13 protein-coding genes are annotated in these 16,426 nt (G+C 72.1%); 6 read left to right on the top strand and 7 right to left on the bottom strand.

Annotation, left to right across the window (positions count from 1 at the left end; all coding sequences use genetic code 11):
* Positions 1-100: 100 nt before the first annotated feature.
* Positions 101-457: an iron-sulfur cluster insertion protein ErpA gene (erpA, locus tag ABZ714_RS34145; RefSeq protein ID WP_358829267.1), complete on the bottom strand. Its 357-nt coding sequence runs from the start codon at positions 455-457 to the stop codon at positions 101-103.
* A 288-nt stretch (positions 458-745) separates the two neighbouring features.
* On the opposite strand from erpA, the gene nadA reads away from it, so the two are divergent.
* Positions 746-1,951, top strand: a complete 1,206-nt coding sequence (nadA, locus tag ABZ714_RS34140; RefSeq protein ID WP_358829264.1) for a quinolinate synthase NadA — start codon at positions 746-748, stop codon at positions 1,949-1,951.
* 264 nt (positions 1,952-2,215) lie between these two features.
* A complete protein-coding gene (locus tag ABZ714_RS34135; protein WP_358829263.1) occupies positions 2,216-3,427 on the top strand; it encodes a multidrug effflux MFS transporter in 1,212 nt (403 codons plus the stop codon).
* Here ABZ714_RS34135 and ABZ714_RS34130 read toward each other — a convergent pair.
* The 6 genes from ABZ714_RS34130 to ABZ714_RS34105 form a co-directional block, all read right to left on the bottom strand.
* Positions 3,405-4,082: an alpha/beta fold hydrolase gene (locus tag ABZ714_RS34130; RefSeq protein ID WP_358829262.1), complete on the bottom strand. Its 678-nt coding sequence runs from the start codon at positions 4,080-4,082 to the stop codon at positions 3,405-3,407. The genes ABZ714_RS34135 and ABZ714_RS34130 overlap by 23 nt on opposite strands.
* 151 nt (positions 4,083-4,233) lie before the next feature.
* Positions 4,234-7,362 (bottom strand): efflux RND transporter permease subunit, encoded by a 3,129-nt coding sequence (locus tag ABZ714_RS34125; protein WP_358829261.1) that lies wholly within the window; start codon positions 7,360-7,362, stop codon positions 4,234-4,236.
* Between the two features lie 163 nt (positions 7,363-7,525).
* Positions 7,526-8,206, bottom strand: a complete 681-nt coding sequence (locus ABZ714_RS34120) for a response regulator transcription factor (protein WP_358829260.1) — start codon at positions 8,204-8,206, stop codon at positions 7,526-7,528.
* On the bottom strand, positions 8,203-9,621 hold the full coding sequence (locus ABZ714_RS34115; RefSeq protein ID WP_358829259.1) for a histidine kinase: 1,419 nt from the start codon (positions 9,619-9,621) through the stop codon (positions 8,203-8,205). Before ABZ714_RS34115 ends, ABZ714_RS34120 begins: the two co-directional genes overlap by 4 nt.
* Positions 9,622-9,798: 177 nt before the next feature.
* Positions 9,799-10,077, bottom strand: a complete 279-nt coding sequence (locus ABZ714_RS34110) for a hypothetical protein (RefSeq protein ID WP_358829258.1) — start codon at positions 10,075-10,077, stop codon at positions 9,799-9,801.
* A gap of 183 nt (positions 10,078-10,260) precedes the next feature.
* The gene (locus tag ABZ714_RS34105) at positions 10,261-11,043 is read right to left on the bottom strand and encodes a PspA/IM30 family protein (RefSeq protein ID WP_358829257.1); all 783 of its coding nucleotides are present in this window, start codon (positions 11,041-11,043) and stop codon (positions 10,261-10,263) included.
* Between the two features lie 386 nt (positions 11,044-11,429).
* Here ABZ714_RS34105 and ABZ714_RS34100 point away from each other — a divergent pair, with 386 nt between their 5' ends.
* The 4 genes from ABZ714_RS34100 (at position 11,430) to ABZ714_RS34085 (ending at position 16,302) form a co-directional block, all read left to right on the top strand.
* A complete protein-coding gene (locus tag ABZ714_RS34100) occupies positions 11,430-12,026 on the top strand; it encodes a DUF3043 domain-containing protein (protein WP_358829256.1) in 597 nt (198 codons plus the stop codon).
* A 92-nt stretch (positions 12,027-12,118) separates the two neighbouring features.
* Positions 12,119-12,895 (top strand): class I SAM-dependent methyltransferase, encoded by a 777-nt coding sequence (locus ABZ714_RS34095; protein WP_358829266.1) that lies wholly within the window; start codon positions 12,119-12,121, stop codon positions 12,893-12,895.
* A gap of 276 nt (positions 12,896-13,171) precedes the next feature.
* The gene (locus ABZ714_RS34090) at positions 13,172-14,953 is read left to right on the top strand and encodes an ABC transporter ATP-binding protein (protein ID WP_358829265.1); all 1,782 of its coding nucleotides are present in this window, start codon (positions 13,172-13,174) and stop codon (positions 14,951-14,953) included.
* A gap of 185 nt (positions 14,954-15,138) precedes the next feature.
* On the top strand, positions 15,139-16,302 hold the full coding sequence (locus tag ABZ714_RS34085; RefSeq protein ID WP_358829255.1) for a trypsin-like peptidase domain-containing protein: 1,164 nt from the start codon (positions 15,139-15,141) through the stop codon (positions 16,300-16,302).
* Positions 16,303-16,426: the final 124 nt, after the last annotated feature.

Genomic DNA, 16,426 nt, shown 5'->3' with positions numbered 1-16,426 from the left:
CCGGGTGTATGGGCGGATGTAACGGCCCCGGTGATCCGGGGCCGCCGCCTCCGCCGTGTCTCCGGCCCGGCGCGGACGAGGCGCCGGGCCGGATCCCGGCTCAGTTGAAGGAGTCGCCGCAGGCGCAGGAGCCGGTGGCGTTCGGGTTGTCGATGGTGAAGCCCTGCTTCTCGATGGTGTCGACGAAGTCGATGGAGGCGCCGATCAGATACGGGGCGCTCATCCGGTCGGTGACGACCTTGACGCCGTCGAAGTCCTTGACGACATCGCCGTCGAGGGAGCGCTCGTCGAAGAACAGCTGGTAACGCAGGCCGGAGCAGCCGCCGGGCTGGACGGCGACGCGCAGCGCCAGATCGTCGCGGCCCTCCTGGTCGAGCAGGGCCTTCACCTTGGCCGCGGCGGCGTCGGACAGGAGGATGCCGTCGCTCACGGTCTGGGTCTCGTCCGATACGGACATCTGCTTCATCACTCCCGGGATGGGCTCCCCCCATCGCAGCAGGGGAGGTACGGAGACTGCTTGCCGACATTGCAACCGGCGGGGCCGCGGATTCATTCCGGGCCCGGGGCGGGTCTTGCGGGTCCTTCCCCTTCATGCTCGCACATCGCCCCCGGGGGGCATCGGGGGCCGTGGCGTCGGATCGGGAGGTGCGTCACATTGACGCTATCGACATCGTCAAAGTGACACGAAGTGATTATCATAGATAACGTCAATCAGACGAAAAGGGCTGATCGTAGAGAGAAAGGTGTGTGGGTCGTGACCACCACCCCAGCCGGTACCGGGCAGCGGAGCACCACGCTCGACGTGGAGCCGACGCCGCTCGCCTTGCTGCTGCTCGGCCGGGAGGCCGACCCGAGGAGCGAGCGCGGCGTCGAGTGTCCCGGCGATCTCCCGTCCCCGTCCGACCCGGACCTGGTGGAGCGGGCCCGGGCCGCCAAGGAGCGGCTGGGCAATCGGGTCTTCGTGCTGGGCCACCACTACCAGCGCGACGAGGTCATCCAGTTCGCCGATGTCACCGGCGACTCCTTCAAGCTGGCCCGGGACGCGGCGGCCCGCCCCGAGGCCGAGTACATCGTCTTCTGCGGTGTCCACTTCATGGCCGAGTCCGCGGACATCCTCACCACCGACGCGCAGAAGGTCGTCCTGCCCGATCTGGCGGCCGGCTGCTCGATGGCCGACATGGCCACCGCCGAGCAGGTCGCCGAGTGCTGGGACGTACTGACCGAGGCCGGGATCGCCGAGCGGGTCGTCCCCGTCTCGTACATGAACTCCTCGGCGGACATCAAGGCGTTCACGGGCCGGCACGGCGGAACCATCTGCACCTCGTCCAATGCGAAGCGGGCCCTGGAGTGGGCCTTCGAGCAGGGCGAGCAGGTGCTCTTCCTGCCGGACCAGCACCTGGGGCGGAACACCGCCGTCCTCGATCTGGGGATGTCCCTGGACGACTGCGTGGTCTACAACCCGCACAAGCCGAACGGCGGGCTCACCGCGGACGAGCTGCGGGCCGCGAAGATGATCCTCTGGCGGGGCCACTGCTCGGTCCACGGGCGGTTCTCGCTCGACTCCGTCGAGGACGTCCGGGCCAGGATCCCCGGGGTCAACGTCCTGGTGCACCCCGAGTGCAAGCACGAGGTGGTGAACGCGGCGGACTACGTGGGTTCGACCGAGTACATCATCAAGAAGCTGGACGCGGCCCCGGCCGGGTCGAAGTGGGCGATCGGCACCGAGCTGAACCTGGTCCGCCGGGTGGCCGCGGCCCACCCGGACAAGGAGGTCGTCTTCCTCGACCGCACGGTCTGCTTCTGCTCCACCATGAACCGGATCGATCTGCCGCATCTGGTCTGGGCGCTGGAGTCGCTGGCCGACGGCGCGCTGGTGAACCGGATCCAGGTCGACCCGGAGACGGAGCGGTACGCGAAGCTGGCGCTGGAGCGGATGCTCGCCCTGCCGTAACCCGGCCCGACCGGACCACCGGGCGCCCCCGCCGTACCGTCGGCGCGGGCGCCCGGTGGTGTTCCCGGGCCCGGCCGTGGGCTACCGTACGGATCATCCGGTGCCGAGCCGCCCCCGGGCGGCTCCGCCTCTCCCGCCCCCCGTGAAGCTCCCGTGGGGGTGTCTCCCGCCGCTCGTCGCGGCCGTCTCACGCGCTCTGCCGCGTCTCTCCTTCATCAGCCACGCCCCGCCTCCCGTTCGCCTGCCCCGAGAGGTCGTGGTGTCATGCCCCTGTTGCCGGTCGCGCTCGCACTGCTCTGTGTCGTCGGTCCGCTCTCCACCGATATGTATCTGCCCGTCCTCCCCGGCCTGGCCGGGGAACTGGGGACGGACGCGTCCGGGGCACAGCTCACCCTGACCGCGTTCCTGGCCGGGATGGTCCTGGGCCATCCGGTCTTCGGGCCGCTCGCCGACCGCTTCGGGCGGCGCCGTCCGCTGCTGGCCGGGGCGGTGGGCTGTGCCGTGGCGACCGGCCTGTGCGCCCTGGCGCCGACCCTGCCGTGGCTGATCGCGTTCCGGTTCGCGGCCGGGTTCTGCGGGGCCGCCGGGGTGGTGCTGAGCCGGGCCGTGGTCGCCGATGTGCTGACCGGTGTGCGGGCGGCCCGGCTGGCGGGGCTGCTGGTCACCCTGGGCGGGCTGGCCCCGGTGGTGGCCCCGCCGCTGGGCGGCGCGGTGGCCGGGACGGCCGGCTGGCGTGGTGTCTTCTGGGCGCTGACGGGGGTCGCGGTGGTCGTGGCGGCGGCGGTGCTGGTCGGCGTGCCGGAGACTCTGCCGCCGGAGCGGCGGGTCACGGGCGGTACGGCGGGCTTCGCCCGGTCCGTCCGGGCGGTCGTGCGCGACCGGGCGTATCTCGGCTACACCGGGGCCTTCGGCTTCGGCTTCGCCGTGCTGTTCTGCTGGATCGCCGGGGCGCCCTTTCTGCTGCGACGGATCCTCGGCCCCGGCACCGGCGGTACGTCGGCCGTCTTCACGGCGGGCGCGGCGATCACGGCCCTGACCGGTCTGCTGTCGGCCCGCCTGGTGGGGCGGGTGGCGCCCGAACGGCTGCTGCGGACCGGGCTGCGCCTGCTGCTGGGCGGTTCGGCCGCGCTGCTCGCCGTTGCCGTGGCGGTGCCCGGGGACCGGGTGGCGGCGCCGCTCGTACTGCCGCCGCTGGGGGTGATCTGCGCGGGCCTCGGGCTCGTCACCCCGAACGCGGCGGCGCTGGCCCTGTCCCGGCTGCCGTACGCGGCCGGGACGGCGTCCGCGCTGCTCGGTACGTTCCAGAGCGCGGCCGGGGCGCTGGTGGCACCGCTGATGGGCCTGGGCGGCGGTTCGGCGCTGCTGCCCCTGGCGGCGGGGACGGCCCTCTGCTCGACGGCGGCCCTGCTGAGCGCGCGGGCAGCGACGGCGACCGCGCCCGGGGAGCCGGAGGTCAGCCGCAGATCCAGTCGGTGAGCTGTTCCGGGCGGGCCAGGGCCACCAGATGGCCGCCGGGGAGGGGCTCCACCGGGATGCCGAGCCGGTCGGCGACGACCTTGCGCTGGAACTCCAGGGGGAAGAACCGGTCGTCCCGGCCCTGGAGGAAGCGGGTCGGGATATCGGGCCAGGCGTCCAGCGGCCAGGGATCGGCGAAGAGGGTCTCGGACGGGCCGCCGGGCGGGCCGATCGCCAGGGCCTCGTCGGCGATCTCCGGGGGTACGTCGTGGAAGAAGTCGACCAGCGGGTCGAAGGGCGCCTCGGGGTCCCGGCCGTCGCGCAGGGCGGCCGTCCGGCGGGCCTCGGGGTGCCCGGTATTGGACCACCACTGTTCGGCGGTCTCCCCCGGCGCCGGGACCATGGCGTTGACCAGGATCAGCCGCTCGACCGGGATCCGGGCGCAGACCAGCGGGGCGACGAAGCCGGCCAGCGACTGGGCGACCACGACCAGCCGTCCGGGGGCGGCGTCCAACTGGTCGATCACCGCGTCCGCGTAGTCGTCGAGCCCGGCCGACCGGTCCTCGGGCAGATCGACGGCGATGGCCTCGTGTCCCCGGGACCGCAGTTCGGGCACGACCCGGTGCCAGTACCAGGCCCGGCCGTCGGCGCCGGGGATGAGCACATACTCCGTCATGCTCACATCGTGACCCACAAACCATAGTTTTGTGCGCTTTGCCCATCTTTCGGGCGCCGCGCCCCGGGCCGATGACCGGTTCGAACGCGGAGAGCCCGTCCGTACTCGCGTACGGACGGGCTCTCTCGATCAGGCTGTGCCATCCGTGGGACTACGCGTTCTGGAGGCTCCGCCCCTCGTCGCCCGCGGCACCGGGCGGCGTCTGGCCCGACTTCCGGGCGCGCTTGGCCGCCTTCTTCGCCGCCCGGCGCTCCTTGCGCAGCTCGACCATCGTGTAGAGGGTCGGCACGAGCAGCAGCGTCAGTACGGTCGAGGAGAGCAGTCCGCCGATCACCACGACCGCCAGCGGCTTGGCGATGAAGCCGCCCTCGCCGGTGATGCCCAGGGCCATCGGCAACAGCGCGAAGATCGTCGCCAGGGCCGTCATCAGGATCGGGCGCAGCCGGTGCCGGCCGCCCTCGACGACCGACTCGACCACCCCGAGGCCCTGCTTGCGGTACTGGTTGATCAGGTCGATCAGCACGATGGCGTTGGTGACCACGATGCCGATCAGCATCAGCATGCCGATCAGGGCCGGTACGCCCATCGGGGTGTTGGTCGCCAGCAGCAGTCCGATCGCGCCGGTCGCCGCGAACGGGATGGAGACCAGCAGGATCAGCGGCTGGATCAGCGACCTGAAGGTGGCGACCAGCAGCATGAAGACGATCGCGATCGCCGCCAGCATCGCCAGACCGAGGGAGGCGAACGCCTCGTCCTGGTCCTCGGAGACCCCGCCGATGGAGGCCGTCGCGCCCTCCGGCAGATCCAGCTTCTTCAGCTTGGACTGAAGCGCGGAGCTGACCGCCCCGGTGTTGTCACCGGTCGGCTTGGCGGTGATCGTGGCGGCCCGGGAGCCGTCGATCCGGGTCATGGAGACCGGTGCGGGCGCCAGCCGGACGTCCGCGATCCGACCCAGCTTCACCGCGCCGAGCGACAGCTCGCGCAGCTCGGCCATGGTCTTCGCGGGCCTGGCCGACGCCACCACGACATCGCGCTCGGAGTCGCCGATGACCGCCTTGGCCGCGATGGTGCCCCGGACGGCCTGGGTGACGGCCGCGCCGAGCGCCGCGTCGTTGAAGCCCGCCGCCGCGGCGGCCGGCTTGGCCGTGACGGAGATCCGGGGGATGGACTGGGCCAGGTCGCTCTGGACGTCGGTGACGTCGTCGAGACCGGCGATCTCCTTCCGTACCGACTCGGAGGCCGTCTTGAGGACGGCCGGGTCGGCGGCCTTCACCACGACGCTCAGGTCCTGGTTTCCGAAGCCGTCGCCCGCGGCGATGGTGGTGTCCCCGATGCCGTCGAGCTTCGCCAGCTCGGCGTCGAGCCGGTCCCGGACCTTGTCGTAGTCGCCGCCGTCCTTCAGGGTCATCTGGTACGACGCCTGGTTGACTCCGGTCGAGCCGCCGAAGGCCGCGAGGAATCCGGCGGAACCGACGGTGACCTGGTAGTTCTCCAGCTCGTCAATGCCTTCGAGGACCTTCTCGACCTTCTTGGCCGCGGCGTCGGACGCCGCCAGGCCGGTTCCGGCGGGCAGCTCCTGACGGATCGACATCACTTCCTGCTCGCCCTGGTCGAAGAAGTTGGTCTTCAACAGCCCGGCCATGCCGAACGTACCGGCGAGGACGACGAAGGCGATCACGACACTGGTGATCCGGCGGCGGGTGGCGAACCGGAGCACCGGGACGTACGTCCGCTGGAGCCTGCTGCGCTCCTCCTTCTCCTCCGCGATCCGCCGGGCCTCGTCGGCGTCGAGGTCCCGGACGTCCTTGGGGGCGCGCAGGAACCAGTACGAGAGCACCGGGACGACGGTCAGCGAGACCAGCAGGGACGCCAGCAGCGCCGCCGTGATGGTCAGCGAGAAGGAGCCGAAGAGCGAGCCGATCATGCCACCGGTCAGACCGATCGGCAGGAAGACGGCGACCGTGGTCAGGGTGGAGGAGGTGACCGCGCCCGCGACCTCCTTGACGGCGGTGACGATCGCGGTATGGCGCTCCTCGCCGTACCCCAGATGGCGCTTGATGTTCTCCAGCACCACGATCGAGTCGTCGACGACCCGGCCGATGGCGATGGTCAGGGCGCCGAGGGTGAGCATGTTGAGGGAGAGGTCGCGGGTCCACAGCACGATCAGCGCCAGCACCACGGAGAGCGGGATGGAGACCGCCGTGACCAGGGTGGAGCGCAGGGACGCCAGGAAGACCAGGATCACGATCACCGCGAAGAGCAGACCGAGCGCGCCCTCCGTGGTCAGTCCGGAGATCGCCTTGGAGACCGCCGGGCCCTGGTCGGAGACGACGGTGACCTCGGCCCCGGAGCCCAGGTCCCGGCGCAGCTCGGGCAGCTCGTCCTTGACGGCGTCGGAGATCGCGACGGCGCTGCCGTCGTTGTCCATGAAGACATAGACCGCGAGGCTCGACTTGCCGTTGGTCCGGGTCAGGGCGTCGGCGGGGGCCGGGGTCTGGGTGACCTTCGCCAGGTCGCCGACCCGGACCGGGCCGCCCTTGGCCCGGGGGATCCGCAGCTCCTCGATCTGCTTCAGATCGGTGTATCCGGCGCCGACCTGGACGGTACGGCTCTTGCCGCTCTCCTCGAAGGAGCCCGCGGGTACGGTGGCGCCGCCCGCCCGCAGCGCCTCGGCCAGGGTCTGGACGTTCAGACCGGCCGCGGCGAGCTTCGCGTCGTCGGGGGTGACCGATATCTCCAGGTCGCGTACGCCGTCGACGGAGACCTGGCCCACGCCCTCGATGTCCTCGATCGCCGGGAGGACGACCCGGTCCAGCTGGTCCGCGAGGGCCTGCTGGTCCTTGTCGGAGCTGACGGCGAGCACGACGGCCGGGATGTCGTCGGTCGACCCGGCGAAGACCTCGGGTTCGACGTCCTGGGGCAGCTCGGCCCGGGCCCGGTTCACGGCCTGCTGGACATCGGCGACGAGCTGCTGGGTGCCGTCGCCGTAGTCGAAGCTGGCGGAGAGGATCGCATTGCCCTCACTCGCCGTGGCGGTGATCCCCTTGATGCCGTCGACGGCCTCGATGGAGCGTTCGAGGGGTTCGACGACCTGCTTCTCCACGACGTCGGGGGACGCGCCGGGATACGTCGCGAGCACCGACACCACCGGGAGTTCGATGGTGGGGAGGAGCTGCTGCTTGATCTGGGGGATGGCGATCGCGCCGAAGACGAGTGCCACGATGGACATCAGCCCGACGAGGGCGCGCTGTTTCAGACTGAATCTGGACAGCCAGGACATGGGGTTCGATTCTCCTTCGTGGCCCGCCCCCGGGGTCGGCTCCCGGGGTTCCGGGGCGGCTGTGGCCCGCTTATACGATCAGCCACGCGAAGGGCGGACCCGTCGCCCCCAGGTCCCGTTCTTTATGCCGCGCATACCGCAGTTGGAGTATGCGGTCCGAAAATCACTCCACCCTCGGACGTACCAGCCCCGACTCGTAGGCGATGACGACGAGTTGGGCCCGGTCGCGGGCGCCCAATTTGGCCATGGCGCGGTTCACATGGGTCTTCACGGTCAGCGGGCTCACGGCCAGCCGTTCGGCGATCTCGTCGTTGGAGTGGCCGCCCGCGACCAGGACCAGGACCTCCCGTTCCCGGCCGGTGAGCGCGTCCAGCCGGTTGGAGTACGGCTCGGGATCGTCGTCGTCCGTACCGCCCTGGGCCAGGAACTTGGCGATCAGCCCCTTGGTGGCGACCGGGGAGAGCAGCGCCTCACCGGCGGCGGCGATCCGGATCGCGTTGAGGAGTTCATCGGGCTCGGCGCCCTTGCCGAGGAAGCCGGACGCCCCGGCGCGCAGCGACTGGACCACGTACTCGTCGACCTCGAAGGTGGTCAGCATCACCACCCGTACCCCGTCGAGTTCGGGATCGGCGCTGATCAGCCGGGTGGCGGCGAGACCGTCCACGCCGGGCATCCGGATGTCCATCAGAACCACGTCGGGCCGCTGGGAGCGGGCCAGTTCGATGCCTTCGGCGCCGTCGGCGGCCTCCCCGACGACCGTCATGTCCGGTTCGGAGTCCACCAGGACGCGGAAGGCACTGCGCAGCAGTGTCTGGTCGTCGACGAGCAGCACCCTGATGGTCATCCGTCCTCCCCCGTACGCGCGGTGAGGGGCAGTATGGCCTGCACCCGGAAGCCGCCGCCGTAGCGGGGTCCGGTGGTGAGCCGGCCGCCGAGGGCGCTGACGCGTTCACGCATCCCGAGCAGTCCGTGGCCGGTGCCGCCGATCTCATGGGACGGATTGCCCTCGCCGCCGGCGTCGGGGGCGGAGCCGCCGTCCGGTCTGCGGGCGCCGTCGCCGTGCCGCGGTGAGCCCGGAGAGCCGTACGCGCCCCTCGCCCCGCCGGGTCCCTCGGGGGAGGCCGGGCCGGAGCCGGGCCGGGCGGTGCCGCCCGGCAAGCGTTCGGGGTCGGTGGCCCGCGGAACCCGGCCGCAGATCCCGTTGTCGAGGACGGTGACCTCCAGGGTCGACCCCACCCGGATCACACTGACCTCCGCCCGGGCGTCCGGCCCGGCGTGCTTGCGGACATTGGTGAGCGCCTCCTGGATGATCCGGTAGGCGGCCAGGTCGACGGCGGCCGTCCGGCGGGTGCCCTCGTCGGCCCTGGCCACCTCGACGGGCAGCCCGGCCTGGCGGAAGGTGGTGACCAGTTCGTCGAGGACGTCGAGTCCCGGGGCGGGTTCGGTGGGTGCCTCGGGGTCGCCGGACTGGCGGAGCAGGCCGACGGTGGCGCGCAGTTCGTTGAGCGCCGAGCGGCTGGCCTCCCGGACATGGGCCAGCGCCTCCTTCGCCTGGTCCGGGCGCCGGTCCATGACATGGGCGGCGACGCCCGCCTGCACATTGACCAGGGCGATGTGGTGGGCGACCACGTCGTGGAGGTCGCGGGCGATCCGCAGCCGCTCCTCGGCGACCCGGCGGCGGGCCTCCTCCTCACGGGTGCGTTCGGCGCGTTCGGCCCGTTCCCGGATGGCGTCGACGAAGTCGCGGCGGCTGCGGACCGCGTCCCCCGCCGCGGCGGCCATTCCGGTCCAGGCGAAGATCCCCAGGTTCTCCTGGGTGTACCAGGGGGTGGTGCCGAACCACATCGCGGCACCGGTCAGCACCGTCATGGTGAGCACTCCGACCCGCCAGGTGGTGGCCCGGTCGGTCCGGGACGCCACGGTGTAGAGGGCGATGACGGCGGCCATGGCGACCGGGGCGGGCCGTTCCCCGTAGACGAGTTCGATCACGGCCAGTACGCCGGTCAGGACCAGGACGGCCGGGGGGTTGCGGCGGCGGTGCACCAGCGCGGCGGCGGCCAGGCACATCAGCGCCAGACTGTGGGCGTCGGGGGTGCCGACCCGCATCCGGGGGCCGTGCTCGCCGTAGCCGTACGGGTCCACGAAGGAGCCCGCGACCATGGAGACGAAGACGAGGGCGGCGATGGCGCCGTCGAGGGCCGTCGGGTGCTCGCGGAGCCAGCACCGAGCGCGGTCGAATCCGGTGGCGAGGGAGGTCACGACAAGCAACGGTACGGCGTGCCGGGGGCGGCGAAGCCCGATCGGGGGTATCGCGTACGCCACGGTACGGCGCCGGAACGGGCGCCGCCCCGCTCACCGGGCGCCCGGCGGGCGGGGGCGGTGGACGGGGCGGTCGGGCGGAGTCCGGTGCCCGGAGGCGCCGGGGCATCGCGGCGGTCAGCCGGGGATGAAGCCCCATTCGCCGAACAGTTCGCGGACCTCTTCCAGAGTGGCCCCGGGGGCCGGGAGGATCAGCTCGGACGGCTCCAGGGTGTCGTCGGGCAGGGCCTCGCCCAGCTCCCTGACCCGGCTGAGCAGGGCGCCGTAGGTGCGGCGGAAGCCCTCCTCGTCGCCCTGTTCCAGCTCGGCGAAGAGTTCGTCGTCGAGCTTGTTCAGTTCGGCGAAGTGGCTGTCCGCCAGCTTCACCTGGCCCTCCCCCATGATCCGGACGATCATGACGAGCCCCTTACCTTCGTCGCGCTGTCGAACTGTGGTGTTCGATCCGTGGTCTTCGATCTGTGGTGTTGGTGTGGCTGGTGTGCCGGTGGCCGTACGGGTGCTGCCGGTTCGGATGGTGCGGCGCCGTCGCCGGTGCCGCCCGTCCGTCAGTGCTCGTCCAGGCTGGTCCCAGTGCTTGTCTCAGTGCTTGTTGAAGTCCGGGCGGCCGTCCTGCGTGGTGCCGTTGCCGCCTTCGATGGCCTGCTGGGCCGGGCCGCTGCCGCCCGCCAGTTCGGCCTTCATCCGCTGGAGCTCCAGCTCCACGTCCGTGCCGCCGGAGATCCGGTCCAGCTCGGCCGCGATGTCGTCCTTGACCATCCCGGACTGGTCGTCGAGCGCGCCCGACGCGAGCAGTTCGTCGATCGCCCCGGCCCTGGCCTGGAGCTGGGCGGTCTTGTCCTCGGCCCGCTGGATCGCCAGACCGACGTCGCCCATCTCCTCGGAGATGCCGGAGAACGCCTCGCCGATCCGGGTCTGGGCCTGGGCGGCGGTGTAGGTGGCCTTGATGGTCTCCTTCTTCGTCCGGAAGGCGTCGACCTTGGCCTGGAGCCGCTGGGCGGCGAGGGTCAGCTTCTCCTCCTCGCCCTGGAGCGTGCTGTGCTGCGTCTCCAGATCGCTGACCTGCTGCTGCAGGGCGGCACGGCGGGACAGCGCCTCCCGCGCCAGGTCCTCGCGGCCGAGCGCCAGCGCCTTGCGGCCCTGGTCCTGCAGCTTGGCGGACTGGCCCTGCAACTGGTTGAGCTGCAGTTCGAGACGCTTGCGGGAGGTCGCCACATCGGCGACCCCGCGGCGTACCTTCTGAAGCAGTTCGAGCTGCTTCTGGTACGAGTAATCGAGGGTCTCGCGCGGGTCCTCGGCCCGGTCAAGGGCCTTGTTCGCCTTCGCGCGGAAGATCATCCCCATACGCTTCATGACACCGCTCATGGGCTTCGCGCGCCCCCTTCTGACGGACTTCAGCTCCAGCACTCCAACAGAACCCACAGTACGGGCCCTGCCTCCATTACCGCACTGTTCGAGCGCGGATGCGCTCCTCCCCAAGGACGACTGCGTACGGCTTCTGATCCGGCGCAAGGAGTAGACGAGGGTCAGGGTCGCCCCGGCGGGGTACTCCCGGGCGGCCCCTCGGGGCTCTCGCGTCCACGGCTCTTCTCCTCGTCGCTCACCGCGTCCGCGCCACTTCCGTCCGCTGCGATCGGGCCGTTCCGGTGCCGATATCGGTACGGCCTTCACCCAGTACACACGTACGGTGTTGCCGTTTCGTTCCCCACCGGCGTTGGGTCCATGCACTCCACCCCGTACCCTTGGGTTCTGTGTTCCGTAGCCGCGCCAAGACAGAGAAGGCTCCCGCCCAGCAGGTGACGGCGGCCGACTCCCCCCAGACCCGCGATCCGCAGGCTCCCAAGGGCCGTCCCACTCCCAAACGGAGTGAGGCCGAGAGCCAGCGCCGTCGTGCCGCAACCCAGCCGAAGGACCGCAAGGCCGCGATGAAGCGGGCGCGCGAGACCAGGCGGACGGAGCTGGCGCGTCAGCGCGAGGCCCTGGCCAGTGGTGACGAGCGGTATCTGCCCGCCCGTGACAAGGGCCCGGTCCGCCGCTTCACCCGCGATTTCGTGGACTCCCGCTTCTGTATCGCGGAGTTCTTCCTGCCGATGGCGGTCGTGATCCTGATCCTGAGCATGATCCGCGTCGGTCAGCTCCAGACCGTGGCGCTGCTGCTCTGGCTCGGTGTGATCGTGATGATCGTGATCGACTCGGTCGGTCTCGGACTGCGCCTGAAGAAGCAGCTCCGGGAGCGCTTCCCGGACGAGCCCAAGCGGGGCGCCGTCGCCTACGGTCTGATGCGGACGCTCCAGATGCGTCGGCTGCGTCTGCCGAAGCCGCAGGTCAAGCGGGGAGAACGGCCCTGAGCGGTCAGATCCCGGAGCCCGTCGTGACAGCTACGGCCACAGCCGCTGCCGAAGGGTCCGAATCCCCCGCTGCCCGGGTACCGCCGGGCGCGCTGCGGGAGGCGGTCCGTCAGGAGCTCCTCGCCCGTCAGCTCGACGAGCAGATCGTGGCCCGCTACCCCGTGGGGCAGCGGCTGCGGATCCTCGACGTCGGCATGGGGCGGGGCGTCCAGGCCCTTCGGCTGGCCAGGGCCGGGCACACCATCACCGGCCTGGAGGCGGATCCGGGGCTGCTGCGCGCGGCTCAGGAGTCGCTGGCGGCCGAGCCCGCCGGGATCCGGGAGCGGGTCCGGCTGCTGGAGGGCGACGGCCGGGAGACCGGGGTGCACTTCGCGCCGGGCAGCTTCGACGTGGTGCTCTGCCACGGGGTGCTGATGAACTCCCCGGAGCCCGACGCGGTGCTCGCCGGGATGGCCCGGGTGCTGGCGCCCGGCGGACTGCTCTCCCTGGTGGTCAGGAATGCCGACGGGCTCGCCCTCGGTCCCGGGCTCGCCGGGGACTGGGCGGGTGCGCTGGCGGCGCTGGATCCCGAGGCGACCGGCTATACCGACGAGCGGACCGGGCTGCCGCCGCGGGCGGAGCGGCTGGAGGTGCTGACCTCGACCCTCGCCGGGATCGCGGCTCCCCTCCATGTCTGGTACGGGGTCCAGGTCTTCAGCGAGTGGGCCGACGACGCCCGGCTGCCGGTGGTCCACGACGACCGTCCGGACGCTCCCCGGCTGGACTCCCCGCAGGTGGAGCGGTTGCTGGCGGCGGAGGACCGGGCCGGGCGGACGGATCCGTACCGGCGGATGGCGGCCCTGCTCCATCTCTGCGGCGTACGGGGCTGACCCCGGCCGCGCCGTCGTGACGGGGCCGCCGGCGGCCCCGTACGACCGGGCGGTCCGGCGGTCCGGCCGGGTCGGTCCGGCCCGGGACCGGTGTCCCGGGGTCGCGCCGGGAATCCCACCCGGGTAACTCCCGTCCCAACTGTCGCCCCCCGGTCAGGTACGACCGGGGGTTTTCGCGTCCCCCGACGTGTGAGCACCGAAGAAACCGCCCGTAATGATGAATCAGCCCGCCGGCCGCCCGTTGACGGCGAGGCCGGGGCGACGGGCACACCCGTGCTGAGCGCCGGGGAGACCTGGCGGGCGCTGTACGGCCACTTCCGCCCGCACCGCTGGACGGTGGTGCTCGGGGCGCTCTGCGCCCTGGCGGGGGCCGCCGCCGGGCTGGCCCAGCCGCTGGCCGCCAAGTCCCTGGTCGACAAACTGGGCACCGACGCCGGAATCGGCGGGATACTGGTCCTGCTGACGGCACTGGTACTGGTCGGTACGGTGATCGACGCCGTGGGCGCGTACATCCTCGACCGGACCGCCGAGTCCGTGGTGCTGGCCGCCCGCCGGTCCCTGATCGGCCGGCTGCTGCGGCTGCGGCTGCCCGAGGTGGAGAAGACCCAGCCCGGCGATCTGATGTCCCGGGTCACCTCGGACACCACCCTCCTCAAGGCGGTCACCACCCGGTCGGTGGTGGCGGCGGTCACCGGCGGGGTCACCTTCGTCGCCACGATCACGCTGATGGCCGTGATGGACCCGGTCCTGCTGGGCGTGACCCTCGCGGTGATCGTGCTGATCGGCGGGGCCGTCGCCCTGGTCATGCCGCAGATCTCCAAGGCGACCAAGAAGTCCCAGGAGGCGGTGGGCGAGATCTCCACCGTCCTGGAGCGGGCCTTCGGGGCGTTCCGCACCATCAAGGCGTCCGGCGCGGAGGAGCGGGAGACCGAGGCCGTCAGCCGGGCGGCGGCGACCGCCTGGCGGTACGGGGTGCAGTCGTCGAAGTGGGAGGCCGTGGCCCATACGTCGATCGGGCTCGCCGTCCAGGTGTCGTTCCTGGCGGTCCTCGGCGTCGGGGGCGCGCGGGTGGCGTCCGGGGAGATCCCGGTCTCCACCCTGGTGGCGTTTCTGCTCTTCCTCTTCTACCTGATCGAGCCGATCTCGTCGCTGGTGGACGCGGCCACCCAGTACCAGGTGGGTTCGGCGGCGATCGCCCGGATCGTGGAGGCCGAACGGCTGGCGACCGAGGAGCCGGGTCCGGCGGACGCCCCGGCACCGGCCGCCGGCGGACGGGCGGCGGCGGTCGCCTTCGAGGACGTCCGGTTCCGCTACCGCGAGGACCTGCCGCCGGTCCACCACGGCGTCACGTTCTCGGTGCCGGGCGCCGGGATGACGGCCTTCGTGGGCCCGTCGGGCGCGGGCAAGACCACCGTCTTCGGGCTGATCGAGCGGTTCTACGAGGCCGGGGCCGGCCGGGTCCTGGTCGACGGGCGGGACGTCCGGGAGTGGCCGCTGACGGAGCTGCGGGCCTCCATCGGCTATGTGGAGCAGGACGCGCCCGTGCTCTCGGGCACCCTGCGGGAGAACCTGGTCTTCGCCGCGCCGGACGCCACCGACGAGGACATCCGGGACGTCCTGGTGCGGGCCAGGCTCGACGCGCTGGTCGACCGGCTGCCGGACGGCCTGGAGACGATCGTCGGACACCGGGGCTCCAAGCTCTCCGGCGGGGAGCGCCAGCGGGTGGCCATCGCCCGGGCGCTGCTGCGCCGCCCCCGGCTGCTGCTGCTCGACGAGGCGACGTCGCAGCTCGACGCGGTCAACGAGATGGCGCTGCGGGACGTGGTGGCGGATGTGGCCCGGGATGTGACGGTGCTGGTGGTCGCGCACCGGCTGTCGACGGTGACCCTGGCCGACCGGATCGTGGTGATGGACGCGGGCGTGGTCCGGGCCGTGGGCACCCATGCCGAACTGGTGGCGTCGGACCCGCTGTACGGGGAGCTGGCGGCGACCCAGTTCCTGGCCTCCGACCCGGCGGTCCCGGGCCCCCGGGAACAGACGGGGACACCGGTGGGCTGAGGCGCCGGGCCGGACACGGCTCGTACGCGGGCACGCCCGGGGGGGCGCCGGGCCGGGCCCCGCGCGCCCCGGCAGCCGGATCGGCGAGGACGGGGCGTTCCGGGGCGGGGCGTTCCGGGGGCGCGGCCACCTGATCGGAGGCGTAGAACAGGCCGCCGGGGGCGGGCGGCGGGGAGACTGCGGGCATGGACGACGCCCCCCGATCCCGCCGCCACCGTCCCCCGCCGCCCGCTTCCGCCCTCGCCCGTCGCTTCCGCGGGACCCGCCGTACGGCCCCGGGCAGCCGCCCGCTCCGGTCGGTCACGGCGCTGACCGCGGCGATATCCCTGGCCGCCCTGGGCGTACTGGCCACGGGCTGCGGCGAGGAGTCCGAGCCCGCCGTGACCCCGACGAGTTCCACCCGGGCCGCCGCCGCCCCGAGGGCCGTGGACGACCTCCAGACGGCGTACCAGGACGTCATCGAGGACGTCCTCCCGTCCGTCGTCCAGATCGAGGCGGGCGACAGCCTCGGCTCCGGTGTCGTCTACGACGAGAAGGGCCATCTGATCACCAACGCCCATGTCGTCGACGCCGCCGACTCCTTCCAGGTCACCGTCGCCACCGGCGAGGAGCCCGTACCCGCGAAGCTCGTCTCCTCCTACCCGGAGCAGGACCTGGCCGTCCTCAAGCTCGACCGGGTGCCGACCGGGGTGAAACCCGCCGTCTTCGGCGACAGTTCGCAGGTCCAGGTCGGGCAGATCGTGCTGGCGATGGGCTCACCGCTGGGGCTGTCCGGCAGCGTGACGCAGGGCATCGTCTCCGCCGTCGGCCGGACCGTCACCGAAAGCTCCTCCGGCGGCGGTACGGGCGCCACCATCGGCAACATGGTGCAGACCTCGGCCGCGATCAACCCGGGCAACAGCGGGGGCGCGCTGGTCAACCTCGACAGCCGGATCATCGGCATCCCCACCCTCGCCGCGACCGATCCCGACCTCGGCAACAGCGCCGCGCCCGGGATCGGGTTCGCCATCCCGGCGTCCATGGTGAAGACCGTCGCCGACCAGATCATCACCACCGGCCGGGTCACCGACTCGGGCCGGGCCGCGCTCGGGATCACCGCGCGGACCGTACTCGACGACAACTACCAGCCGTCCGGGACCGCGGTCGTGGACGTCGAGAAGGGCGGCCCGGCGGACGACGCGGGGCTCAAGTCCGGGGACATCATCACCCGGCTGGGACCGGCGCGGATCACCACCATCACGTCCCTGGCGGAGGCGCTGGCGTCGGAGAGCCCGGGCGACAAGATCGTGGTGGCCTACACCCGGGGCGGGGAGCGGCGCTCCGCGCAGGTCGTGCTCGGCGAGATCTGACTCCCCCACCCATACGGGGCGTACGGGGGCGGTGGCGGTCCCGGGCGGCGGTCGGCATCGCGGCGGCGGCGGGCGTACTGCTGGAGGTCGCCTGGCGGGTGGTGGACCGCAGATTCCCGGCCTG

Origin of the sequence: Streptomyces sp. NPDC006798, from assembly GCF_040635975.1 — a bacterium.
GTDB lineage: Bacteria > Actinomycetota > Actinomycetes > Streptomycetales > Streptomycetaceae > Streptomyces.
This window is presented reverse-complemented; position numbering and strand designations above follow the sequence as displayed.